General features: G+C 40.1%; 24 protein-coding genes and 1 pseudogene. 17 read left to right on the top strand and 8 right to left on the bottom strand.

The window, feature by feature from the left end:
- The first annotated feature begins 116 nt into the window (after nucleotides 1-116).
- From C1642_RS00680 to C1642_RS00635, 10 genes are all read left to right on the top strand, one after another.
- Nucleotides 117-956, top strand: a complete 840-nt coding sequence (locus C1642_RS00680) for a metal ABC transporter solute-binding protein, Zn/Mn family (protein WP_000490209.1) — start codon at nucleotides 117-119, stop codon at nucleotides 954-956.
- Between the two features lie 169 nt (nucleotides 957-1125).
- Nucleotides 1126-1524, top strand: coding sequence for an ATP synthase subunit I (locus tag C1642_RS00675; RefSeq protein WP_000084237.1), 399 nt, complete (start codon nucleotides 1126-1128; stop codon nucleotides 1522-1524).
- A 104-nt stretch (nucleotides 1525-1628) separates the two neighbouring features.
- Nucleotides 1629-2504 carry a F0F1 ATP synthase subunit A gene (gene atpB / locus C1642_RS00670; protein ID WP_000718586.1) on the top strand — a complete coding sequence of 292 codons (876 nt, stop codon included), beginning with the start codon at nucleotides 1629-1631 and terminating at the stop codon, nucleotides 2502-2504.
- A gap of 84 nt (nucleotides 2505-2588) precedes the next feature.
- Complete coding sequence (gene atpE, locus C1642_RS00665) at nucleotides 2589-2834, top strand: F0F1 ATP synthase subunit C (RefSeq protein ID WP_000424060.1); 246 nt, start codon at nucleotides 2589-2591, stop codon at nucleotides 2832-2834.
- Between the two features lie 38 nt (nucleotides 2835-2872).
- A complete protein-coding gene (locus tag C1642_RS00660; RefSeq protein WP_001024691.1) occupies nucleotides 2873-3343 on the top strand; it encodes a F0F1 ATP synthase subunit B in 471 nt (156 codons plus the stop codon).
- A gap of 12 nt (nucleotides 3344-3355) precedes the next feature.
- Nucleotides 3356-3892 carry a F0F1 ATP synthase subunit delta gene (locus C1642_RS00655; protein WP_000818995.1) on the top strand — a complete coding sequence of 179 codons (537 nt, stop codon included), beginning with the start codon at nucleotides 3356-3358 and terminating at the stop codon, nucleotides 3890-3892.
- A gap of 46 nt (nucleotides 3893-3938) precedes the next feature.
- On the top strand, nucleotides 3939-5483 hold the full coding sequence (gene atpA, locus C1642_RS00650) for a F0F1 ATP synthase subunit alpha (RefSeq protein ID WP_001186635.1): 1545 nt from the start codon (nucleotides 3939-3941) through the stop codon (nucleotides 5481-5483).
- Between the two features lie 77 nt (nucleotides 5484-5560).
- Complete coding sequence (gene atpG, locus C1642_RS00645; RefSeq protein ID WP_001284971.1) at nucleotides 5561-6430, top strand: F0F1 ATP synthase subunit gamma; 870 nt, start codon at nucleotides 5561-5563, stop codon at nucleotides 6428-6430.
- A gap of 30 nt (nucleotides 6431-6460) precedes the next feature.
- Nucleotides 6461-7855: a F0F1 ATP synthase subunit beta gene (gene atpD / locus C1642_RS00640; protein ID WP_000094481.1), complete on the top strand. Its 1395-nt coding sequence runs from the start codon at nucleotides 6461-6463 to the stop codon at nucleotides 7853-7855.
- A 17-nt stretch (nucleotides 7856-7872) separates the two neighbouring features.
- On the top strand, nucleotides 7873-8292 hold the full coding sequence (locus C1642_RS00635) for a F0F1 ATP synthase subunit epsilon (RefSeq protein ID WP_000224542.1): 420 nt from the start codon (nucleotides 7873-7875) through the stop codon (nucleotides 8290-8292).
- 61 nt (nucleotides 8293-8353) lie between these two features.
- On the opposite strand, the gene C1642_RS00630 is transcribed toward C1642_RS00635, so the two are convergent.
- From C1642_RS00630 to C1642_RS00615, 4 genes are all read right to left on the bottom strand, one after another.
- A complete protein-coding gene (locus tag C1642_RS00630) occupies nucleotides 8354-8953 on the bottom strand; it encodes a hypothetical protein (RefSeq protein ID WP_000757144.1) in 600 nt (199 codons plus the stop codon).
- 145 nt (nucleotides 8954-9098) lie between these two features.
- Entirely contained in the window at nucleotides 9099-9644 is a 546-nt protein-coding gene (locus tag C1642_RS00625) for a glutathione peroxidase (RefSeq protein WP_103235758.1), read from the bottom strand.
- 122 nt (nucleotides 9645-9766) lie between these two features.
- Nucleotides 9767-10531: an AraC family transcriptional regulator gene (locus C1642_RS00620; protein ID WP_000786954.1), complete on the bottom strand. Its 765-nt coding sequence runs from the start codon at nucleotides 10529-10531 to the stop codon at nucleotides 9767-9769.
- A 21-nt stretch (nucleotides 10532-10552) separates the two neighbouring features.
- Entirely contained in the window at nucleotides 10553-11767 is a 1215-nt protein-coding gene (locus C1642_RS00615) for an MFS transporter (protein WP_000372838.1), read from the bottom strand.
- Between the two features lie 136 nt (nucleotides 11768-11903).
- On the opposite strand from C1642_RS00615, the gene C1642_RS00610 reads away from it, so the two are divergent.
- Nucleotides 11904-12554 (top strand): TetR/AcrR family transcriptional regulator, encoded by a 651-nt coding sequence (locus C1642_RS00610; protein WP_001984979.1) that lies wholly within the window; start codon nucleotides 11904-11906, stop codon nucleotides 12552-12554.
- Nucleotides 12555-12659: 105 nt separating this feature from the next.
- Nucleotides 12660-13580 carry a DMT family transporter gene (locus C1642_RS00605; RefSeq protein WP_000084546.1) on the top strand — a complete coding sequence of 307 codons (921 nt, stop codon included), beginning with the start codon at nucleotides 12660-12662 and terminating at the stop codon, nucleotides 13578-13580.
- Between the two features lie 391 nt (nucleotides 13581-13971).
- Here C1642_RS00605 and C1642_RS00600 read toward each other — a convergent pair whose 3' ends face one another.
- From C1642_RS00600 to C1642_RS00590, 3 genes are read right to left on the bottom strand one after another with little or no spacing between them, the layout of a single operon-like run.
- Nucleotides 13972-14541 (bottom strand): L-threonylcarbamoyladenylate synthase, encoded by a 570-nt coding sequence (locus tag C1642_RS00600; RefSeq protein ID WP_000633612.1) that lies wholly within the window; start codon nucleotides 14539-14541, stop codon nucleotides 13972-13974.
- Between the two features lie 50 nt (nucleotides 14542-14591).
- Entirely contained in the window at nucleotides 14592-15722 is a 1131-nt protein-coding gene (dprA, locus tag C1642_RS00595) for a DNA-processing protein DprA (RefSeq protein WP_103235766.1), read from the bottom strand.
- 20 nt (nucleotides 15723-15742) lie between these two features.
- On the bottom strand, nucleotides 15743-16897 hold the full coding sequence (locus tag C1642_RS00590; RefSeq protein ID WP_086266906.1) for a LysM peptidoglycan-binding domain-containing protein: 1155 nt from the start codon (nucleotides 16895-16897) through the stop codon (nucleotides 15743-15745).
- A gap of 122 nt (nucleotides 16898-17019) precedes the next feature.
- Here C1642_RS00590 and def point away from each other — a divergent pair, with 122 nt between their 5' ends.
- The 4 genes from def to C1642_RS00570 all read left to right on the top strand — a co-directional run bounded on the left by def (nucleotide 17020) and on the right by C1642_RS00570 (nucleotide 20462).
- The gene (gene def / locus C1642_RS00585) at nucleotides 17020-17550 is read left to right on the top strand and encodes a peptide deformylase (protein WP_001196539.1); all 531 of its coding nucleotides are present in this window, start codon (nucleotides 17020-17022) and stop codon (nucleotides 17548-17550) included.
- Nucleotides 17551-17586: 36 nt separating this feature from the next.
- Complete coding sequence (locus C1642_RS00580) at nucleotides 17587-18015, top strand: DUF2946 family protein (RefSeq protein WP_000231981.1); 429 nt, start codon at nucleotides 17587-17589, stop codon at nucleotides 18013-18015.
- 72 nt (nucleotides 18016-18087) lie between these two features.
- A complete protein-coding gene (locus C1642_RS00575; protein WP_103235757.1) occupies nucleotides 18088-20202 on the top strand; it encodes a TonB-dependent copper receptor in 2115 nt (704 codons plus the stop codon).
- Between the two features lie 53 nt (nucleotides 20203-20255).
- Nucleotides 20256-20462 (top strand): hypothetical protein, encoded by a 207-nt coding sequence (locus C1642_RS00570; protein ID WP_021510391.1) that lies wholly within the window; start codon nucleotides 20256-20258, stop codon nucleotides 20460-20462.
- A gap of 69 nt (nucleotides 20463-20531) precedes the next feature.
- On the opposite strand, the gene C1642_RS00565 is transcribed toward C1642_RS00570, so the two are convergent.
- Entirely contained in the window at nucleotides 20532-21746 is a 1215-nt protein-coding gene (locus C1642_RS00565; protein ID WP_103235756.1) for an oxygenase MpaB family protein, read from the bottom strand.
- A gap of 87 nt (nucleotides 21747-21833) precedes the next feature.
- Between C1642_RS00565 and C1642_RS00560 the strand changes: the two are divergent.
- Nucleotides 21834-22404: pseudogene (locus C1642_RS00560) on the top strand (TetR/AcrR family transcriptional regulator).
- Nucleotides 22405-22657 lie beyond the last annotated feature (253 nt).

The raw sequence follows: 22657 nt of genomic DNA, 5'->3' as shown, positions 1-22657 counted from the left end.
CAAATTTTTAATGGAATATTAGCATGAAGCGGTGCTTCATTCGATTAATCTTAGGTATTTTTGTAACTTTGTTATATTATAACATGCTTCGAGCTATTACTAATTGATGGTCTGTCATGTTCCGCGTTTTTGTTTTCAGTATGTTCTCTCTTATGAGTACGTTAGGTTGGAGTCAGGGTTTGGTTGTCTCTACGCACCCAATCTATTTGATTGCAAAAGAAATTACCAAAGGAGTTGAAGAACCCCAGTTATTGCTTCAAGGGCAAAGTGGGCATGATGTACAGTTAACACCAGCACATCGTAAAGCAATTAACGATGCTTCTTTAGTGATCTGGTTAGGAAAAGCTCATGAAGCTCCGCTCAACAAATTGCTAAGTAACAATAAGAAAGCAATTGCTTTGTTAGATAGCGGTATTCTTTCTATTTTGCCGCAGCGCAATACACGTGGGGCTGCGTTACCAAATACTGTGGATACGCATGTCTGGCTAGAACCAAACAATGCAGTACGTATTGGCTTTTTTATTGCAGCTTTACGTTCACAACAGCATCCTGAAAACAAAGCGAAGTATTGGAATAATGCAAATACATTTGCACGAAATATGTTGCAGGCGGCTCAAGCTTACGATAGCTCAAGCAACGGTAAACCGTATTGGTCTTATCATGATGCTTATCAATATTTGGAGCGTTCGCTAAACTTAAAGTTTGCGGGTGCTTTAACGGATGATCCGCATGTAGCTCCTACAGCGGCACAAATAAAGTACCTTAATGATAGTCGACCAAAAGCTCAGATGTGTTTACTTGCAGAAAGTTTTACAACAAAAGGGCAATATCAAAAACTGGGTAGTATTACCTTCCAACCCGTTGATGAAAGTATGAATAATGAAGATAATTTTGTAACAGCATGGAAGAAACTGGCGATAAAAACTGATAAATGTGTATTAAATACGCAAAAGTGAGATAAAAAGTAAACAAAGGCTGACTGTAGCGTCAGCACCACCTGTCACGAAAAACCCCGACTAAAGTCGGGAAAAGATTGCATGTTCAGGGGTGTAACTCTATAATGCCTGCGATTAAAAGCGATCATCAGCTAAACTTGTCAAGCATTTATGCTGTGAGTGGATAAAAATGAGCCAAACTAGTCGCTTGATTGACCGACGATTAGCAAAAGCTTTGGTCTTCTTACAAGCATGCATGATCCCTGTTTCCGCACTTGTGGCGTGGAGCATAAAAGACATGACAGCAGCATTAAGTGCGGCACTTGGTGCATTGGTCTGCTGGCTTGCTACGAGCTATTTTGCGTGGCAATCCTTCAGAACGGCAGGTGCGAGAGCATCTAAACAAGTGCTGTCTAACATGTATAGGGGCATGTTAGGCAAATTTGCAATCATGATCGTTGGATTTATTTTGATTTTGAGCAATGTTAAACCTTTATCACCGTTAGCATTGCTGTTTGGTTTTATTCTCGTTCAAGCGATGTCGTGGGTTGCTCCTTTTTGGGTGTCACGTCTACAAAAACGGGTATAGAAACAAGAAGAATTGAAGATTTTTTGGAGGGTGGCGAGATATCGACAGTACGCCGATGTTCGTTTCCCTTCTTTTTAGTAATTGACATTGACCAGGTGTGATTTATGGCTGCTGAAGAACATGCCCTCACTTCGACAGAGTATATCAAGCATCACTTGACCAATATGACCTATGGCAAAATGCCAGATGGTACATGGAAATTGGCTGAGACTGCTGAAGAAGCTCATTCGATGGGGTTCACTGCAATTCACTTGGATTCAATGGGTTGGTCAATTGGCCTTGGTGTGATTTTCTGTTTGTTATTTTGGATAGTTGCGAGAGCTGCAAATGCTGGCGTTCCAACAAAATTCCAATCTGCAATTGAAATGATCATTGAGTTTGTTGACTCAAGTGTCCGTGATACTTTTCATGGCAAATCACGTTTAATCGCTCCACTTGCACTCACTATTTTCGTGTGGATTTTCCTCATGAACTTAATGGACTTGATCCCAGTTGACTGGATTCCTCAAGTTGCTGCATTTGTGGGTGCTAACGTATTTGGTATGGACCCTCACCACGTTTACTTCAAGATCGTTCCATCTACAGATCCAAACATTACCCTTGGTATGTCTTTATCTGTGTTTGTACTTATCTTGTTCTACAGCATCCGCGAAAAGGGTGTTGGCGGTTTCGTAGGCGAGTTGGCACTTAACCCATTTAACCCAAGTAATCCAGTTGCAAAAGCGTTGCTTATTCCAGTGAACTTGATTTTGGAATTGGTAACATTCCTTGCTCGTCCTATTTCATTGGCTCTCCGACTATTCGGTAACATGTATGCCGGTGAGTTGATCTTTATCCTGATCGCATTATTGCCGTTCTGGATTCAATGGGCGTTATCTGTGCCTTGGGCGATCTTCCACATTCTTGTAATCACGTTGCAGGCATTCATCTTTATGATGCTTACCATCGTTTACTTGAGCATGGCAAGCGAAAAACATTAATGGTATTGCCTAACTGTCAAACGATGGTTGGGCTGAATTTTTTTAATTTAATTTGGTAATAACCTAACCTCTGAGGAATTTTTCATGGAACTCACTTTAGGTCTAGTTGCAATTGCATCTGCTATCTTGATCGCTTTCGGTGCTTTGGGTACTGCGATTGGTTTTGGTCTTTTGGGTGGTCGCTTTTTAGAAGCTGTTGCTCGTCAACCAGAATTAGCTCCACAACTTCAAACTCGTATGTTCTTAATCGCGGGTCTTCTTGATGCTGTGCCTATGATCGGTGTTGGTATTGGCTTGTTCTTCATCTTCGCTAATCCATTTGTAGGTTAATCAGCTTAATTCCTAAATCCACTATTTGAGGAATTGCAATGAATATCAACCTCACATTGATTGGTCAAGCGATTGCGTTTGCGTTTTTTGTCGCATTCTGCATGAAGTTTGTTTGGCCACCACTAATCAATGCGATTAGTGAGCGTCAGCGCAAAATCGCTGATGGCTTAAATGCAGCAGAAAAAGCGAAAGCTGACCTTGCCGATGCACAAGCGCAAGTAAAGCAAGAGCTTGATGCGGCTAAAGCACAAGCGGCTCAATTGATCGAACAAGCGAACCGTCGTGCAGCGCAATTGATCGAAGAAGCTCGTACTCAAGCTGCGGCTGAAGGTGAGCGTATTCGTCAACAGGCTAAAGAAGCTGTTGATCAAGAAATCAATTCTGCTCGCGAAGAATTACGTCAACAAGTAGCTGCCTTGGCAGTAACTGGTGCAGAAAAGATCCTGAACCAACAAGTTGATGCAGAAGCTCATAACGCCATGCTGTCTCAGCTGGCTGCTAAACTTTAAGCGAGGCGAATTATGGCTGAACTCTTGACGTTGGCACGTCCGTATGCCAAAGCAGCATTTGCTTATGCTTCTGAGCAAGGTGCAACAGACAATTGGTCGAATGCGTTACAAGTGCTCAGTGCTGCGGTGCAAGACGAAGCATTTTCCGCTTATTTAAATCGCCCTGAACTTACTCCTGCGGAGCAAGTGAAGCTTTTTGCTAAAGTTTTAGGTGAAGATCAGTCTCAAGCAGTGTCTAACTTTTTGACACTTCTTGCAGATAACGATCGATTAGTGTTGTTACCTGAAATTGCAGCAGAATATGAACAGCTTAAATCACAGAATAACAACAATGTGGATGTCGTGATTGAATCGGCTTTCCCGTTAACTGCTGAACAAGAGCAACTGTTGAAATCTGCTTTAGAAAAGCGTTTTAACAGCACAGTAACTGTTTCAGTTGAAGTTAAACCTGAGCTTATTGCAGGTGTTGTAATTCGTGCAGGCGATCAAGTGATAGATGATTCTGCGCTTAACAAGCTTGAAAAAATGCGTACTCGTCTTCTTGCATAATGCAAATGATGAAGACTGAACTAATAAAAGATTGAGGAATAGCGCAATGCAACAACTGAATCCATCCGAGATCAGTGCGCTCATTAAACAGCGTATCGGAGATCTGGACACCAGCGCGACCGCTAAAAACGAAGGTACCATTGTTATGGTATCCGACGGTATCGTGCGTATTCACGGTCTTGCTGATGCAATGTACGGTGAAATGATCGAATTCGACGGCGGCTTATTTGGTATGGCACTGAACCTAGAACAGGATTCAGTGGGTGCCGTTGTTTTAGGTAACTACCTAAGCCTTCAAGAAGGTCAAAAAGCTCGTTGTACAGGTCGTGTTTTAGAAGTTCCAGTTGGTCCTGAACTTCTTGGCCGTGTCGTAGATGCTTTGGGTAACCCAATTGATGGTAAAGGCCCAATTGATGCAAAATTAACTGATGCTGTTGAAAAAGTAGCACCAGGTGTAATTTGGCGTCAATCTGTAGACCAACCTGTTCAAACTGGTTATAAATCAGTTGATACCATGATTCCTGTGGGTCGTGGTCAGCGTGAGTTGATTATTGGTGACCGTCAAACTGGTAAAACAGCAATGGCGATCGATGCGATTATCGCTCAGAAAAACTCTGGCATTAAATGTGTATACGTTGCGATTGGTCAAAAACAATCAACAATTGCAAACGTTGTACGTAAGCTAGAAGAAACTGGCGCTATGGCGTATACAACTGTTGTCGCTGCTGCGGCTGCTGATCCTGCTGCAATGCAGTATTTAGCTCCGTACTCTGGCTGTACAATGGGTGAATACTTCCGTGACCGCGGTGAAGACGCTCTTATCATTTATGATGATTTGTCTAAGCAAGCTGTTGCTTACCGTCAAATTTCATTGCTTTTACGTCGTCCACCAGGTCGTGAAGCGTATCCAGGTGACGTATTCTATCTTCACTCACGTCTTCTTGAACGTGCTTCACGTGTATCTGCTGAATACGTTGAGAAATTCACTAATGGCGCAGTAACTGGTAAAACTGGTTCTTTAACTGCATTGCCAATTATTGAAACTCAAGCAGGTGACGTATCTGCATTCGTACCAACAAACGTAATTTCGATTACTGACGGTCAGATCTTCTTAGAAACATCATTATTCAACGCAGGTATCCGTCCTGCTGTGAACGCGGGTATCTCTGTATCTCGTGTTGGTGGTTCTGCTCAAACTAAGATCATCAAAAAATTGTCTGGTGGTATCCGTACCGCTTTAGCGCAATACCGTGAATTGGCTGCGTTTGCTCAGTTTGCTTCTGACCTTGATGAAGCAACTCGTAAACAACTTGAACATGGTCAACGTGTAACTGAGTTAATGAAGCAAAAACAATATGCTCCTTACTCAATTGCTGACCAAGCTGTTTCTGTTTATGCATCTAACGAAGGCTATATGGCTGACGTAGAAGTTAAGAAAATCGTAGACTTTGATGCTGCGTTAATTGCTTACTTCCGTTCAGAATATGCTCCGTTGATGAAACAAATCGATGAAACTGGTGACTACAACAAAGACATCGAAGCAGCAATCAAAGCTGGTATTGAAAGCTTTAAAGCGACTCAAACTTACTAAGTTCAGTTTTAGTTAAGTTTGGTTCACGGATCAACCTTCGGAAGCTCGAAAGGGCTTTCGAATACTAGGTTAAGCGTATGGCAAATTTAAAAGAAATTCGCGCCAAAGTAGCTAGTATCAAGAGCACGCAAAAGATTACTCGCGCGATGCAAATGGTAGCTGCTTCAAAAATGCGTCGTGCGCAAGAGCGCATGGCTCAGGGCCGTCCGTATGCCGATAATATGCGCCGTGTAATTGCTCACTTGGTACAAGCAAACCCTGAATACAAACACCGTTATATGGTGGACCGCCCAGTTAAGCGTGTTGGTTACATCATTGTATCTTCAGATCGCGGTTTGGCAGGTGGTTTGAACATTAACTTGTTCAAGAAAGTTGTGCAGCATGTCAAAGCACAACAAGAGCAGTCAATTGAAGTTCAATTTGCTTTGATTGGTCAAAAAGCGGTTTCGTTTTTTAAGAATTACGGCGGTAAAGTGCTGGGTGCAACCACTCAAATTGGTGATGCCCCTAGTTTGGAACAGTTAACTGGCTCAGTGCAAGTTATGCTTGATGCATTTGATAAAGGCGAATTAGATCGTATCTATCTCGTATCAAATGGTTTCGTCAATGCAATGACACAAAAGCCTAAAGTTGAGCAACTTGTTCCTTTAGCACCAGCAGAAGAAGGCGATGACCTCAACCGTACTTATGGTTGGGATTACATCTATGAACCAGAAGCAGAAGAATTGCTAAATGGTTTATTAGTTCGCTATATCGAGTCTATGGTTTATCAAGGTGTGATTGAAAACGTCGCATGTGAGCAATCTGCACGTATGGTCGCAATGAAAGCAGCGACAGATAACGCAGGTCAGCTTATCAAAGACTTACAACTCATCTATAACAAGCTGCGTCAAGCCGCGATTACTCAGGAAATCTCTGAGATCGTTGGTGGTGCCGCTGCCGTTTAACATTATTAAGTTTGAATTGAGGAGACAGCAATGAGTAGCGGTCGTATCATTCAGATCATCGGCGCGGTTATCGACGTCGAGTTTGAGCGCACAAGCGTTCCAAAGATCTATGACGCTCTCCAAGTTGACGGTACTGAAACTACTTTAGAAGTTCAGCAACAACTTGGTGATGGTGTTGTTCGTACCATCGCAATGGGTTCTACAGAAGGTCTTAAACGTGGTCTTACTGTAACTAGCACAAACGCACCGATCTCTGTTCCAGTTGGTACAGCCACTCTTGGCCGTATCATGGACGTTTTAGGTCGTCCTATCGATGAAGCAGGTCCTGTTGCGACTGAAGAACGTTTGCCGATTCACCGTCAAGCGCCTTCTTATGCTGAACAAGCAGCTTCTACTGACCTTTTAGAAACTGGTATTAAAGTAATTGACTTACTTTGCCCGTTTGCGAAAGGTGGTAAAGTTGGTTTATTCGGTGGTGCTGGTGTTGGTAAAACCGTTAACATGATGGAATTGATCAACAACATCGCGAAAGCACACTCAGGTTTATCTGTGTTTGCTGGTGTTGGTGAGCGTACTCGTGAAGGTAACGACTTCTATCACGAAATGAAAGATTCTAACGTTCTTGACAAAGTAGCAATGGTCTACGGTCAGATGAACGAGCCACCAGGTAACCGTTTACGCGTAGCGTTAACTGGTTTGACTATGGCTGAATACTTCCGTGATGAAAAAGACGAAAACGGTAAAGGTCGTGACGTATTATTATTCGTCGACAACATCTACCGTTATACACTTGCAGGTACTGAAGTATCAGCATTGTTAGGTCGTATGCCATCTGCGGTAGGTTACCAACCTACACTTGCAGAAGAAATGGGTGTTCTTCAAGAGCGTATTACATCTACTAAGTCTGGTTCGATCACTTCGATCCAAGCAGTATATGTACCTGCCGATGACTTAACAGACCCATCGCCTGCAACTACATTTGCTCACTTAGACGCAACAGTAGTATTGAGCCGTGACATCGCATCTTCTGGTATCTATCCAGCGATCGATCCACTTGACTCAACTTCACGTCAGTTAGACCCATTAGTTGTTGGTCAAGAGCACTATGAAATTGCGCGCGCAGTACAAAACGTATTGCAACGCTATAAAGAGCTTAAAGACATCATCGCAATCTTGGGTATGGATGAATTGGCAGAAGAAGATAAATTGGTTGTTTACCGTGCGCGTAAAATCCAACGTTTCTTCTCTCAACCATTCCACGTAGCTGAAGTATTTACTGGTGCTCCTGGTAAATTAGTACCACTTAAAGAAACGATTCGTGGCTTTAAAGGTCTATTAGCTGGTGAATACGATCACATCCCAGAACAAGCGTTCTATATGGTTGGTGGTATTGACGAAGTGATTGCTAAAGCTGAGAAACTCTAATTTAAGGAGATCATCTCATGGCGACTATGCAATGTGATGTCGTAAGTGTTAAAGAGTCAATTTACTCTGGCGCAGTGACGATGTTAATCGCGAAAGGTGCAGGTGGTGAACTTGGTATTTTGCCTGGTCACGCTCCACTTGTAACCTTGCTTCAACCGGGCCCGATTCGTGTTCTGTTGGAAAATGGTACAGAAGAAATCGTCTATGTATCTGGCGGTGTTTTAGAAGTTCAACCTCATGTTGTGACGGTTCTTGCAGATACTGCAATCCGTGCTGACAATTTGGATGAAGCTGCAATTTTAGAAGCACGTAAAAATGCTGAACAATTGCTTGCAAACCAAAAGAGTGATTTGGACTCAGCTGCTGCGTTGGCTGCCTTGGCAGAAACCGCTGCACAGCTTGAAACTATCCGTAAAATCAAAAACCGCGCTCAATAAGACGCGGTTCGAGATTGAAAAAGCCACCTTTCGGTGGCTTTTTTTATTGCTAAAAAGAAAATTAAGAATCAGTTTTTGAATCTGATTTTTCATCTCCTGCCATAATCATAGCAGCGAGCTTGACCATATCCATTTGGATGGTATTAAGTTGCTTTTCAATTTGGTCGAAATTAATTTGCTCTAATTTCCCATTTAATAAAGGCATGCTTAAAGCTTGCTGGTTTGCCTGTAATAGGCTTTGACGAATATTTTCAACTTCCTGACTTCTGATATCTAAACCAAGCAAAGCTTGGTTTAAACCTTCTAACTGTGCTTTCAAAGTCGTCACAGTTGTTTTTAGCTCATGCTGATCTTTATCTTGAATAGCTTGTTCAACGTCAAGTTGAGTGTCCTTGAGCTTTTCGATATAGTCGCCAGCCTTTAACTGTAAGTTAGCGGCATCACGAACGATATAAAAAACATTACCATTTTTTAATTCAGTTTTATTTTGTGTAGCTGTGATTTCTTGTTGAGAGTCATCAGCTTGTTCTGATATTTGATCGTTAGTCTGAACGGATTCTTGTTCCTTTGCGTGGTCTTGTGCCTGATCACATCCAAGTAACAACATACCTGAAGCAAAAATCACAAATGGGAAAAATGCACCTTGTAAAACTTTTTTCATAACTACAAACAATACCAACTGAAGCAAGTAGGTACTATATGCATAAAATATGTAGAAATAAGGTATTGTTGCAAATGAACAACATTTTGAGTAGACAATAAAAAAGGAGTGCTATAGCACTCCTTTTATTAGTTTGATGCAAAAATTATTTAGCTAATTCTGCTTCAACTGCTTTTACAATTTGTTCATCGTCTGCTGTTAAGTTAGGTGCAAAACGCGCAACAACTTCACCGTTTTTATTTACTAGGAATTTCTCGAAATTCCATAACACTTCAGGGGCAGGGCTAGTAGGAATACCTAAACCTTCTAAGCGCTCACGGAAAGGGCCTTCTCCAATGCGTTCTGGTTGAGCTGTTGTTAGCGCTTGATAAAGTGGATGTTTATCTTCGCCAGCTACAGAGATTTTAGAGAAAAGTGGGAAATGAACATCGTAGTTTAATGAGCAGAACTGTTGAATTTCTTCATCCGAACCAGGTTCTTGTTCTTTAAAGTTGTTTGCAGGGAAGCCTAAGATTTCAAGACCTTGATCTTTCTTTGCTTGATACAGCTTTTCTAAGCCTTCGTATTGTGGAGTTAAACCACATTTAGACGCTGTGTTTACGATTAATAAAACTTTCCCTTTATATTGGTCAAGGTCAACCGTTTCGCCTGAAATAGCTTTTACTGGAATATGATATACAGATTGAGTCATGAGTCTTTCCTGAAGATTGTAATTGATATCAAGTAACGCATTTGTTTTAACTGCTATTCTTGAGTAGTGCAATAATATTCGTGTTCAAAAAATAAAAAGATATACAAAAGCAGTTTTACTATCTAATTATTTCTGATTTGAACAGGTGTTTGGCCTGTATATCTTTTAAAAAATTCGATAAAACTTGAGCTGTGTTGATATCCTAAATCGTATGCTAGGCGTTTAATCGGTGTTCCTTGACGGATCTGATGAATGGCGTAAACAATTTTGGCTCGATTACGCCATTCGGATAGTGAAAGTTGTAGTTCTTGTTGGCTTAAGCGTAGTAAATGACGATCACTGACAGAAAAGTTCTGAAGTAGCTGCTGTAAAGAGAGATTAAAAAGTAATGGGTCTGAAAGCTTTTCTAAAATTGGCAGTAAAACAGGATGCCGTGTTTGTGGTAAATAATGAGAATAGGCGGGTGCTTGTTGTAATTGATCGAATAAAACCTGTAAAAGATGTTCTAAATATTCAGGCTTTTCCGTTTGTTTTTGCTGTTCCAATATTTGTAAAACTAAGGTCCGAAAGAAGGGCTGAATACTAAAGCATCGGCAAATATCTCCTAAAATAGAGCAAAGCCGAGGGTGTAAACGAATACAGATATAATGAATTTCATGATCGATATGGGTAGATTGATGAACCGTTTGAGGGGGAATCCAAAGCCCATAGCTTGGAGGAGACAAGTATATTTGCTCTTCTACCTGTATTTCTAAAATACCATTTAAACTAAAATTAAAATCTCCCCATAGGGAAGCATGAGGACGAACAATATCTTCTTTTTCGTATAGAAATTCATGAACTTCTATACTCTCCAATAAAGAAAATTGTTGGTCCTCATTTTTCATGGGTCTACTCTAAGTAATATTCTAATTTTCACATGTTGCTTTGGGATTGTTTAAACCTTTGGCTAAGGTAAATGTACTAATTAAAGCTAAAGCAACGAAGCTTAATACCCCATAAATTAAAGTATTTTCATTGAAATGATCAACTACATAACCACCTAATAATGATCCTGTAGCAATCATGACTTGGAACATACCAACAAAAAGCGGCATACCTTTTTCTACAGCATGAGGTGCGTGTACAAACATCCAAATATTGGCAGAGGTAGGGAAGGCACCAAATGCGAAGCCCCATAATGCTGTAAGGACAATGGCACCAAACTCATGGATAGCAAAGATTGGGAAGCCAAAGAATACAATGGCAAAACATGTTCCAACGAAAGCTAAGGTATACCGAACATTTAAATTACCACTGTACCCTGCAAATGCATTTCCAAAAATACCGGCTATTCCGTAAAGCAATAATAATGAGCTAATAGTTGTGCCATTAAACCCGGCTACATTTTTAAAGAAAGGGGCTAAATAACTATATGCACAGAAGTGAGCAAGCCCAATTAATAAAACAATAAGCATGCCGCTACGTGCTTTAGGTGTGCGTAATAATGCAGGTAAATCACGAATATGTATTGCTGACTCTGGTAAAAGTTTTGGTAAGAAAATAAGCTGAAGCACTAATACAACAAGACCGATAGCAGCTGTAATTCCAAAGGCACTGCGCCACCCGTAAAACTCACTTAACCATGTTCCAATCGGTACACCTAGTACAGTGGCGAAAGTTACACCAGCCATTACTACAGCAGTTGCTTTAGCAATAGGTAAATTTGCAGGTGCGAGCTTACCGCTTAAGGCAATTGCTGTTGCCCAGAATCCACCAATCGAAATCCCTAAAATCAAACGGCTCAACAATAGAACATGAAAGTTTTCTGCAAAAGCCGTAATGGTATTGGCAATCACCATAATAGCAGTCAGTAAAATAAGCACATAACGGCGGTCAAGTTGCTTTACTGAAACGGGTAATAGTGGGGCTGCAATCGCTGCCATAATGCCGGGTACTGTAATAATAAGACCTGCTGTACCTACAGAAATGTGTAAATCGGCTGCAACACTATTTAAGACACCAACAGGTAAAAATTCACTCGTTACCAAGGCAAAGGCTGCGATGGCAACAGCCAAAATAGCAAACCAGCTCCCTTGTGTGGAAGTCATGGGTCGTGCTTTAGAAGTAGTAGATTGGTCCATAAAGAAATCCTTACTTTGCTAAATTCGAAGTGAAGAAAGGCAAATTTATAATTAACTAACGATCATTATGAAAATAAAATAGTTGATAAAAAATTGAACGTCAATTAATTTAATAACGATTGTTATAAAAATAGATGTGATCTTTATGACAAATAGGCATGAAACAGATCTTGTTAATGAGGACACGTTAAAAAAGAAGCGTGGACGTCCTAAATGCTTTGATGAGCAGCAAGTGTTAGAGAAAGCTATGTTACTTTTTTGGGAACATGGCTATGAAGCAACCTCTATTAGTGACTTAACACATGCTTTAGAAATTACAGCGCCGAGCCTATATAGTGCTTTTGGCGATAAGGCAGGTTTGTTTTACAAAAGTATTGACTATTATCTCGCTCATGAAGCATGTCCTATTGAAACGATATTTTTAGAGGCAAAAACTGCAAAAATCGCTTTTGAGTTATATCTTTATGACAATGTAAAACGATTGGTTCAACCCAATAAGCCAGCTGGCTGTATGTTGGTAGTCGCTGCTATGAACTGTTCTGATGCCACACAAGAGGTACAGCAAAATCTTTTAGATAAGCGAATAAAGACCAAAGAAAAGTTATTAAAACGTCTTGAACAAGGTGTAGAGCAGGGCGATTTGCCTACTAATGCCCCTTTGCAAGAAATGACTGATTTTTATGCGACTGTTATTCAGGGGCTTACCATTCAGGCTAGAGATGGTGCAAGTACTGAACAATTACATAAAGTGGTAGAACATGCCATGAAAGCTTGGACATTATTTTAAAAAATAAATGATGTCTTAAGTTCAATATTAATGTCGGAAATACGATATTTCAATTTATTAAGACATTCTTCAAAATAAAGTCTCTTTTGTAGTTGGTGTATTACTATGAGTCAGGTCATGAAATATCACAAATGGGCATTTATTTTTCCCATTCTGGCAGTACTGATTTGGTCTTTAAATATTGTAGTCACCCGCTATGTCTCGGACTATATTTCTCCGGTAAGTATCAGCTTTTATCGGTGGTTAATCGCTTTTATTATTTTGACTCCATTTATGTTTTTGTCTGTTTGGAGACAAAGACGACTAGTAATACCCTATTTACCTAAGCTTGCTGTGTTAAGTGCATTTGGGATGGTGCTTTATCAAGGCTTGGCTTATACGGCTGCCCATTATACTAGTGCAACCAATATGGGGATTGTGAATGCATTTATTCCCATCTTTACGATCTTTGTTTCGCTTGCCATTTTAAAAGATGTGCCTAATCGCTTTGCAGTTTTTGGCAGTATTTTGTCTTTTGCTGGTCTGCTATACGTTATGTCCCAAGGAAATATTAATAAGCTTTTAAGTGGTGGTGGGCACCTTGGCGATGCATTGATGATTATTGCTGTGTTTTTCTATGCATTTTATGGAGTTTTCTTAAAGAAATGGCAGCTTCCACTTCCAATTATGACAAGCTTATACGTTCAGATTGGGTTTTCCGTGCTGTTCCATCTTCCTTTAATTTTCTGGTTTGGTCTGGATGCCTTAAATGCACAAAATGCACCAAGTGCAATTTATGCCGGTGTATTTGCTTCTTTAATTGCGCCGTTAGTTTGGATGTTAGCCGTACAACAACTTGGGCCAAATAGAACCAGTATCTTTATGAATCTTGTGCCAGTGTTCACCGCCATTATTGCAAGTATCTGGTTATCTGAACAATGGACCATATATCACACCTTCGGCGGAATTATGATTCTGGTGGGCATTATCATGGCACAAAAGAAGGTTAATTCTAAAAAATCAGATCTTTTGCCAGAGCAAAATTAAGAATCATAAAAAAACTATGGCATATTTTTAAAAAAAGTGATGAAAATATGCCAGTTTTTTATCAATCTAAGCTTTTCTATATGATTTATAAATATATTTATGAAAAGATTGTGTAACATAAATATTAAAAAAGGCCAATAAAAATATTAATATAATTTTAATTCAACTGCTAAAAACGCCAAATTCCCTACACTTTTCATGCTTTTTTTAGAGAAATAATATATTTCTCACATTAAGTCTCTTGCCACATAATAGCGACCACTACGAAAGATGCTCTTTTAAGCAATTTTTCTTTCGTTCCAGAGATATCCAAACCCTCTGGATGTGGTATATACCCATCCTTTTTTATGCTCAGTTATCCCTATATAACTGAGCTTTTTTTTGTCTGGAATTAAGGACGTATCACTTCACCAGTTAAGGCGTTAATGATGCGGCTTGGCTGTTGGCTTTGGCCTAAATCACCATTGAGATAGTTTAATTGTGAACCAAAGTATTGGCAGGCATCTTGTAAAGAATGTGCAGGTTCTTGTCCACTAGGGTTGGCACTCGTCGATACAATAAAACCATGAAAAGCATTGCATAAAGCGACACATAAAGGATGTGTCGTTACACGTACTGCAACAAGAGGATGCTCGCCTTTAATCCATGAGGGAATGTGTTGATCAGCAGGTAATAGCCAAGTTGTGGCTCTTTCTGAGGGTTGATGGTTTGTCCAGCAATCAATAATTTCTTGCTGAGTAGTTTGCGGTAAGGAAGTTAGTAGATGTTCTACTTGACTAATATGGCCAGCCAATAAAATGACGCCCTTTTCAATAGGGCGCTGTTTCAATTCAAGAATTTTTTGAAAAGCTTGTTCATTAAATGGATCACAGCCTAGTCCCCAGACTGCCTCAGTTGGATATGCCAAAACTTGACCTTGTTGTAAACATTCGGCTGCTTCGGTCACTGAGGTCGTAATCATGGTAATACTTTCCTTTCAATCAAACAGAATCGCTATTGTGCGCTCTAATACTAAGAACGACAACGTAAATACAGCCCTGATTGTTGCATACATAAACCGAGTAGTTCTAGTTCCATTAGTGAAGAGGTCAGTTCAGAAACTGGAATATTATGGTGAACTACAAGTTGGTCAATATTTTGTCCCACCCAGTCTAAAGACTGATAAAGGTCAATCAAATGCTCAGGAATTTCTGGAGTATTCGTATTAGCTTCTTCAGTTTGATTTTGTTGCTGACTTTGCCATTGGGTTGGTAAAGCAAGATCCTCAATAATCTGTTCAGGATGGTCGATTAAAATTGCACCTTCACGGATAAGTTGATGGCATCCTTGATGAAACTCGCTATAAATATGGCCCGGAATCGCGAATACGGTTTTACCTTGTTCAGCAGCTTTATTGGCCGTGATGAGTGAGCCACTTTTTAATGTCGCTTCTACCACCAAAACGCCTAAACTCAAACCGCTGACAATTCGGTTTCTACGTGGAAAATGCTGTTGTAATGGCGGTGTACCCGGTAAAAACTCAGTAATAATGGCGCCGTTTTGAGCCAAAATATGTTCTGCAAGTTTTTTATTTTGAGCTGGATAAGTAGTGTCTAAGCCCGTACCCGTCACTGCAATGGTACGTTGATGAGTAGATGCACCTTGATGTGCGGCTTCATCAATGCCATAAGCCAGACCACTACTAATGAAAAAGCCCTTTTCACTTAAGTAGTAAGCAAAATCATAAGCGACCTGTCGTCCATGTGGGCTTGGTTTTCGGCTACCGACAATCGCAATCTGAGGTTGCAATAAAGCTTGCGCTTGACCTTTCCCAAAAATAATAGGTGGATAATCTGTATAAGGAAGTAATTGAGAGGGGTAGCCTGAGTCACCTGCCGTTAAAATAAAATCCGTATGCTGACGAACTTGTTGTACAAGTTGTTCAAACTGCGCCTGACCTTGGGGCGTTTGAAATTCGTTTACACGCTTTAAGTGATTAGCATGTAGCCCCAGAGAGGACCACTTTGCTAAACCATCAGGTTGAGTGGCTTTTTCACAATTTCCAAAATAATCAATAATTTTTTTAAAGCTAACTAAAGAGTGCTGCACCAAATACCACACTTTAAGTGTGTGGTAGTGGTGTGAAGAAAGTTGAGTGAGCATTGTAAAAGGTACATCCAGCATTAATCATTAAATTGAGGTGGCTGAATGCTTGAACCAACTTTAATTGGTAAATCGCTCTCTAAAACATAAGCATAACTTAGCTGATCAAAAGTTCTAAAAACCATTAGACTGCCAATTTGTTGGCCAGGAAGTTGAATTACTTCTTTAGTTTTAGGGTCGCGAATTGATTCACCTTGTTGAGTAATATCAAAAACTTGACCTACTTGAATGCCCTGAGTTGTACCGCGATCCAAAGTCACTACACTATTTTTTGCAGCTCTACCAATTGAACCCATGACACGAATAATCTTGCCACCATCCGTCACTTGCTTCGCATCTACTGGGTAAAATAATGTTGGCAAAGTAGCTTGCTCTTCAGGCATAACACGATCGCCACGACGTACTTCAGCGTTATAACTATCTGTTAGTTCTAATGTAGTAATATCTTTTTCAGAAGATACCGCAACACCTGAAGCAACCTGTAGTAGCTCAATCCCTAAACTATGCTTTTTACCTTTATTGTCTGTGAAATAGTAAGGTTCACCTTCTCGGTAGACGGCATAACGCTGCCCATTAATTAAGCCTTGTCCTCGTGCATAAATAGTCTGGCCTTTTCCTGCAAGTACACGTTGATCGGCTGTACCAACAATATAAGGTGTGTTGGTAATTGAGTCGGCTGGTAAAATAGTACTGTTCTCTAACCACTGTTTAATATGTTCAAGTGGAATAACCGGAACGCTATTATTTAATGCTTCGACGCGAACTTGTGGTTGTAGGTTTGTGGTTTGACCTGTATAGCGGCGAATAATACCGACACAACCATCGCCCTCATCTTTACCGACTAAAGGACGCCCATCTAGGCTACATAATAGTAATCGGTCACCCGGATAGATCCAGTGTGGATTTTTAACATGTTGGTTGCTCGCCCAGATTTCAGGCCAACGCCATGGTTTATTTAGAAAATGTTCTGAAATATCCCATAAAGTATCCCCACGTTTTACAACATATACATTGGGTGCATTACTTTTAAGTGAGGGTGGATTATGGTTCGGACTGGTTGCATGAACCTCTGCTATCGTACCGATTGCGACACCTGTACAGAGCGCCAAGGCAAGTAAATGCTTCTTTATCCCCAAGGCATGAAAATTAACCATGCCGTTAAAAACCTTTTTCATTATGATAATTCCTAAAAATTATGTGTGCAGTTGCGTTATAATGGGCGGCTTACACACAATTTTTCGATGAAGTATTTCCTTCATTTGGTTTTTCAATCAATGGCATAAGTGAGGACGACAGTATGGCCTTATTACCTATTTTAAGTTTTCCTGATCCCCGTCTTCGTACCATTGCTAAGCCCGTTGAAGAAGTTACTGATGAAATTCGTCAACTTGCAGCAGATATGTTTGAAACCATGTATGCGGCACCAGGTATCGGTTTAGCAGCTTCTCAGGTCGATCGTCATATTCAGCTTATCGTCATGGATTTGTCTGAATCTAAAGATGAACCTATGGTTTTCATTAACCCCAAAGTAACTCCGCTGACTGAAGAGACGCAGCCGTACGAAGAAGGCTGTCTATCAGTGCCACAAATATACGACAAAGTTGATCGCCCGTCACGCGTGAAAATTGAGGCAATTAACCTTGAAGGTCAAGCATTTGAGATAGAAGCTGACGGACTTCTCGCTGTTTGTATCCAACATGAAATGGATCACTTAAATGGCAAATTGTTTGTGGATTATTTGTCACCACTTAAGCGTCAGCGTGCGCGTGAAAAAGTCGAAAAAATTGTTCGCCAACGCGAACGTGAAAAAGTTGCGGTAAAACGTTAATATTTTTCAAACACCAATATAGTGTGGATGTGATTTTTGGTTTTTCGTAGTGGTTTGCTGCTTGCCTGTGCAGCAGTATTTTTACAGATTGCGGTATTTCTACAGCCGCTATTACCGAAGCAATATCAAATTGCTCCGGTCTGTGAAACTATTACCCGTGCTTTGCTTAAACCAAAAGCACAGACGGAAGCCATGTCACATGCCATGCACCATTCACATCACCAGCATCATATCGAACAGGCGCAAGTACCTGACCATCATGATCACCATGATGCAAACCATCAGTGTCAATATTGTACCGTTTATGCCAATCTGGTTTTACCACCTGAATTCGGCGTAAAAGAGGTGCTTGTTCGTATACAAGTTCGCTTAGTCGCGTATCAACAAGCTTTCCGGCATGTTTACTTTGCGCTACAGCGACTTTTCCTACTCCCGCAAGGACGTGCGCCGCCTCTATTTGCATAAATAAAAGCAATTTTTGTTGGGGTCTTAACTGACTTCGATATCACTTTATTTATGTTTTAGAGCGTATAAAAAATGCCACATTCTAAATTTTTACTACAACCTTTATGGGTTGCGATGCTTGCTGTCTCTCATTCGGGTCTAGTGTTTGCCGAATCAGAAAAAAATGATGCCGAAACCAACACACTTCATTCATTAGCACCTATTGTTGTTACAGCACAGCAAGGCAATGATGCAAATGGTCTGATCGTACACGCAGATCCAAAGCAACCGATTCAGCCAGTCCCTGCCACAGATGGCGCAGACTATCTGCAAAGTATTATGGGTTTTAACTCGATACAAAGCGGTGGAACAAATGGTGATGTGACATTCCGAGGTATGTTTGGTTCACGTATTAAAATTCTAACGGATGGCACAGAGAACTTGGGTGCCTGCCCAAACCGAATGGATGCTCCAACTTCTTATATTTCTCCAGAAAGTTATGACCGGATTTCTGTGATTAAGGGGCCACAAACGGTTCAATATGCCAATACTGGTTCAGCTGCAACAGTTCTATTTGAACGTCAGCCTGAAAAGCTTACCTCTGAAAAACCCTATCGCGGTCAAGCGAGTGTCTTACTAGGTTCATATGGGCGTATTGACCATAATATTGAAGCGGCCGTTGGCGATGAGAAAAAATATATCCGTTTAAATGCTAACCGTTCAGAGTCGAATAGTTATCAAGATGGTGATGGCAATACAGTTCCATCAGCATGGAAAAAGTGGAATGCTGATGTAGCGCTTGGCTTTACTCCAGATGAAAACACGTGGGTCGAAATCACGGGTGGGAAATCTGATGGTGAATCGCTTTATGCTGGACGTTCAATGGACGGATCTCAATTTGCGCGTGAAAGTTTAGGGCTTCGTTTTGAAAAGAAAAATATCACTGATGTGATCAAGAAAATTGAAGGGCAGGTGAACTATAGCTATAACGACCATATTATGGATAACTTTAGCTTGCGTACACCACCATTAGTTGAAATGAATCATGGTGGTATGACCATGCTGATGCCAAATGCAATGGCCATGCAGGTGACACGCCGTACATTAAACTCACGTTTGGCAATGACTTCTGAATGGAACAAATGGAGTTTGATCACAGGCGTTGACTCTCAATTTAATAAACATGGTGGCAGCATGTCATCGCCAACAATGCCTTCTATGAATGTTCCATATCGTCAAGATATGCATTTTCAATCATACGGTGCTTTTGGTGAACTTGGTTATCAATGGAACGATCAAAATAAGCTGGTTACAGGTGCACGTTTAGATCGAGTCACAGTTGAAGATGAACGTACCGATTCTCAAGCAAAAGGCTTTAACACGAAGCTTGAAAAGACTTTGCCAAGCGCATTTGTTCGCTGGGAAAATCAACATCCTGAGCATGACCTAAAAAGTTATATTGGTTTAGGTTATGTAGAGCGTATGCCTGATTATTGGGAACTTTTCTCGCCTAAACATGGTAATGCGGGTTCAACCAATACTTTTAACGGTGTGAATCCTGAGAAAACACTACAGGTGGACCTGGGTTTTCAGCAACAACATGGTGCTTTAAACACATGGGCTTCTGCCTATGCAGGTTTAGTAGATGACTACATATTAATGAGTTACCACCATCACCCAAGTATGGGAATGGATGGACATGATATGAGCCATGATATTACTGCGGGAGCCAAAAATGTCGATGCAACCATCGCTGGTGCAGAAGCGGGTATTGGGTACCAATTCACTGACCGTATTCAGGCAGATTTGAGTGCGATGTATGCGTGGGGCAAAAACACCACAGATGACAAACCTCTACCTCAAATTTCACCTTTAGAAGGTCGTTTAAATATTCGCTATGTGGCTGACAAATATAACTTTGGTCTGTTATGGCGAGCTGTTGCTGAGCAAAACCGTGTGAGTCTACATCAAGGTAATATCGTGGGATATGACCTAAAACCAAGTAAAGGTTTCTCAACACTTTCTTTAAACGGAAGTTATAACCTTCGTAAAGATATTGATGTCTCAGTTGGCATCGATAACGTATTAGATAAGACCTATACCGAACACTTAAATAAAGCGGGTAGTGCAGGCTTTGGATTTGCGAGCGAAGAGCAGTTTAACAATATCGGAAGAAATTACTGGGTTCGTATGAGTATGAAGTTTTAATAAGCTTTAGCGAATTAAAGAACTGAAATTATTAATTTAATGAGAGAAATGAAATGACTAATAAATTATCGCCTGAACAGTCTTGGTGGGGATGGAAGTTACTTATTGTGGCTTCTATCTTGAGTGTATTGTTTATGATTATTTTTTACTTGGCCATCAACAATGAGCCTGACTACATGCCAAGTCAAAAAAAGAAGCAGATGATGGAGTCACATGAGCAAATGAATCACGCTGAAATGCATAGTTCATCAACTCAATAAGGTTCTTAATAGTTGAAAATGGAAGTCTGGATAACGGGCTTCCATTTTTTGCTTTTTTAGATTCCAGAATTATTGATGCATACTTGCTAAGGTTTTTGCCTTACCTTGATTCTGATAAAGCGTTAAGCCAAGTTTTTGTATATTACGGCCTGATTTAGATAAAAACTTTTCAACTTTTGGTGAAAGCTTTGCGCCATTATAAAGTAGTAAATTACGCACAATTAAATAATAAGCAAACCATGAGGCAGATTGCTGAGGCAATCCGAGTAGTTTCATTCTTTTCTTACCAATAAAAAATTGGGTAAGTTCTAAATGTTGTCGATAAGCAAGTTTCTGCTGTAAAGAGCGTAAATGCAGATATTTTCTCTCAAAAGGTTCTTTCGACAAGCTCAATCCTAATTCAATACTGCTGTGATCGGAGCGAGGATGAGCAAACTGCATCCAGTAAAGTAACCTCCAACCCTCAGGTTCAGACTGAATAAGCCATTTTTCCTCAATACCCATTAACCAACCAACATAACGCCAGAAATGTAAAAAACTCCCTGTCTCTTGTTTTGTTGGCCATATACCTAAAGCTCTAATACCGAGTAAAACGACACTGCTAAAAGCCAAATTAGTCATTGCTAAATCAAATTGATTAAGAGGAATTCCCCAAACCTCACTATCCCAACGGTCAGACTTTTTTAATTGCCGGCGAACGAGTGCATGAATAAAGCGAACATAAATCGTTGACGTAAAACCTGCACTCAAACGAGAAAGCCCTTGGGGTTCAGTAATATCTACCCACCATTTTGTGGTTTCTGCTAAACGTGTTCCCGCTTCTTTCTTTAATGCACCCGTTAAAATTAGGGGTTGATTAAATCCCGGATATAAATATCCCGCCATTAAGGATAAATCTCTAAGAATAAAACCATTATTTATTCCTAAACGATGGGTAAATTTAACAGCCTCATCGATTTGGCGCTGATCTAACCATTCAGGCTTTTGTTCGATGTAATTAAAGAAATTTTCTAACTCAGTAGGTATAAGCTCAGAGAGTTCATCACGGCCTTGAAATAATATCTTCTCAAAAATTATTCGGTGATCTTTGGGATTTTGCATAACCCAATCAATCACCTTGTCCATTTCAATATCCCCTTCATAAAGGGCATGTTGTAAAGACACATATTCCGTATAGCTTGGTTGTACTGGTTTTTCACAACAGATATTTAAAAACTGAGTAAAGAAATTACTGTCTTGCATGTCATTAAAAGAAGCAAGTCGAGTCGGGCTAATCATTTGCATATCGTTACTTACTTATTGAACTGAGTAATAAATAGGCTAATATGAATAATTATTCGCATTCAATTCGCATTTAACGAATAAAAAACGATGAGAAAAGTCCCACAGCAACAGCGTTCAAAAATTATTGTTGACCATATTTTAGAGGCGACACAGCAGTGTATCGCCCAGTATGGATTACTACATACGACGACGCCTAAAATTGCAGAGAAATCTGGAGTAAGTGTTGGCTCGATTTATCAATACTTTGAGAATAAAGATCAAATCATAGAAGAACTATTGCGCCGTAAAAGCGAATTGTTGGGGCAACAACTTAAAGAATTAGTTATACAGCAAGAAAACATTCCTTTAGAGCTGCTTATTCCCTTAGCAATAGAGTTGGGATTTAATGCATTAAAAGCCGATCATGGATTTTTTATAGAAGTGTTGAAACATTGGCATGACTATAGTCATTCGCAAGCCGCTCAGATTTTAGAAAAGCATTTTTTTGAAGTAGGGTTATATACATTCAGTAGAAATCCTCATCAATGGGACTTCGAACAGGTGAAGCATAAGTCCTTTGTAATTATTAATAGTACGCTTTTTACGATGATGCGTTATGTAAGCCAAAACAATTTTCTTATCTCAGAACAACAACTTAAGCGAGAATTATCGAGCATGATACTGGCTTATTTAAGTCAAAAATAAAAAATTAAAATAATTATTTATATAAAACAAAGGCTTAATATTATCTTTGATTTAAAAATAAACGCTCGAGTCATTAAATTTTAATTTTCGCTTGCAAAGGGTTATTAATGGTCTATAATGCACATCCATCGGCGGTGATGCAGATAGAAACTTGTTGAAAAACAGTTACTTGTGATTAGATTAGTTGCTTTAAGCGATGAATTTGATGATGAGGTGGTTTAGAGAAT

Source organism: Acinetobacter sp. AKBS16, assembly GCF_002899995.1.
GTDB lineage: Bacteria > Pseudomonadota > Gammaproteobacteria > Pseudomonadales > Moraxellaceae > Acinetobacter > Acinetobacter baumannii.
This window is presented reverse-complemented; position numbering and strand designations above follow the sequence as displayed.

Coding starts and splice junctions, on each gene's coding strand:
- C1642_RS00680 (WP_000490209.1), top strand. CDS start 117: ATGTTCCGCGTTTTTGTTTTCAGTATGTTCTCTCTTATGAGTACGTTA.
- C1642_RS00675 (WP_000084237.1), top strand. CDS start 1,126: ATGAGCCAAACTAGTCGCTTGATTGACCGACGATTAGCAAAAGCTTTG.
- atpB (WP_000718586.1), top strand. CDS start 1,629: ATGGCTGCTGAAGAACATGCCCTCACTTCGACAGAGTATATCAAGCAT.
- atpE (WP_000424060.1), top strand. CDS start 2,589: ATGGAACTCACTTTAGGTCTAGTTGCAATTGCATCTGCTATCTTGATC.
- C1642_RS00660 (WP_001024691.1), top strand. CDS start 2,873: ATGAATATCAACCTCACATTGATTGGTCAAGCGATTGCGTTTGCGTTT.
- C1642_RS00655 (WP_000818995.1), top strand. CDS start 3,356: ATGGCTGAACTCTTGACGTTGGCACGTCCGTATGCCAAAGCAGCATTT.
- atpA (WP_001186635.1), top strand. CDS start 3,939: ATGCAACAACTGAATCCATCCGAGATCAGTGCGCTCATTAAACAGCGT.
- atpG (WP_001284971.1), top strand. CDS start 5,561: ATGGCAAATTTAAAAGAAATTCGCGCCAAAGTAGCTAGTATCAAGAGC.
- atpD (WP_000094481.1), top strand. CDS start 6,461: ATGAGTAGCGGTCGTATCATTCAGATCATCGGCGCGGTTATCGACGTC.
- C1642_RS00635 (WP_000224542.1), top strand. CDS start 7,873: ATGGCGACTATGCAATGTGATGTCGTAAGTGTTAAAGAGTCAATTTAC.
- C1642_RS00630 (WP_000757144.1), bottom strand. CDS start 8,953: ATGAAAAAAGTTTTACAAGGTGCATTTTTCCCATTTGTGATTTTTGCT.
- C1642_RS00625 (WP_103235758.1), bottom strand. CDS start 9,644: ATGACTCAATCTGTATATCATATTCCAGTAAAAGCTATTTCAGGCGAA.
- C1642_RS00620 (WP_000786954.1), bottom strand. CDS start 10,531: ATGAAAAATGAGGACCAACAATTTTCTTTATTGGAGAGTATAGAAGTT.
- C1642_RS00615 (WP_000372838.1), bottom strand. CDS start 11,767: ATGGACCAATCTACTACTTCTAAAGCACGACCCATGACTTCCACACAA.
- C1642_RS00605 (WP_000084546.1), top strand. CDS start 12,660: ATGAGTCAGGTCATGAAATATCACAAATGGGCATTTATTTTTCCCATT.
- C1642_RS00600 (WP_000633612.1), bottom strand. CDS start 14,541: ATGATTACGACCTCAGTGACCGAAGCAGCCGAATGTTTACAACAAGGT.
- dprA (WP_103235766.1), bottom strand. CDS start 15,722: ATGCTCACTCAACTTTCTTCACACCACTACCACACACTTAAAGTGTGG.
- C1642_RS00590 (WP_086266906.1), bottom strand. CDS start 16,897: ATGAAAAAGGTTTTTAACGGCATGGTTAATTTTCATGCCTTGGGGATA.
- def (WP_001196539.1), top strand. CDS start 17,020: ATGGCCTTATTACCTATTTTAAGTTTTCCTGATCCCCGTCTTCGTACC.
- C1642_RS00575 (WP_103235757.1), top strand. CDS start 18,088: ATGCCACATTCTAAATTTTTACTACAACCTTTATGGGTTGCGATGCTT.
- C1642_RS00570 (WP_021510391.1), top strand. CDS start 20,256: ATGACTAATAAATTATCGCCTGAACAGTCTTGGTGGGGATGGAAGTTA.
- C1642_RS00565 (WP_103235756.1), bottom strand. CDS start 21,746: ATGCAAATGATTAGCCCGACTCGACTTGCTTCTTTTAATGACATGCAA.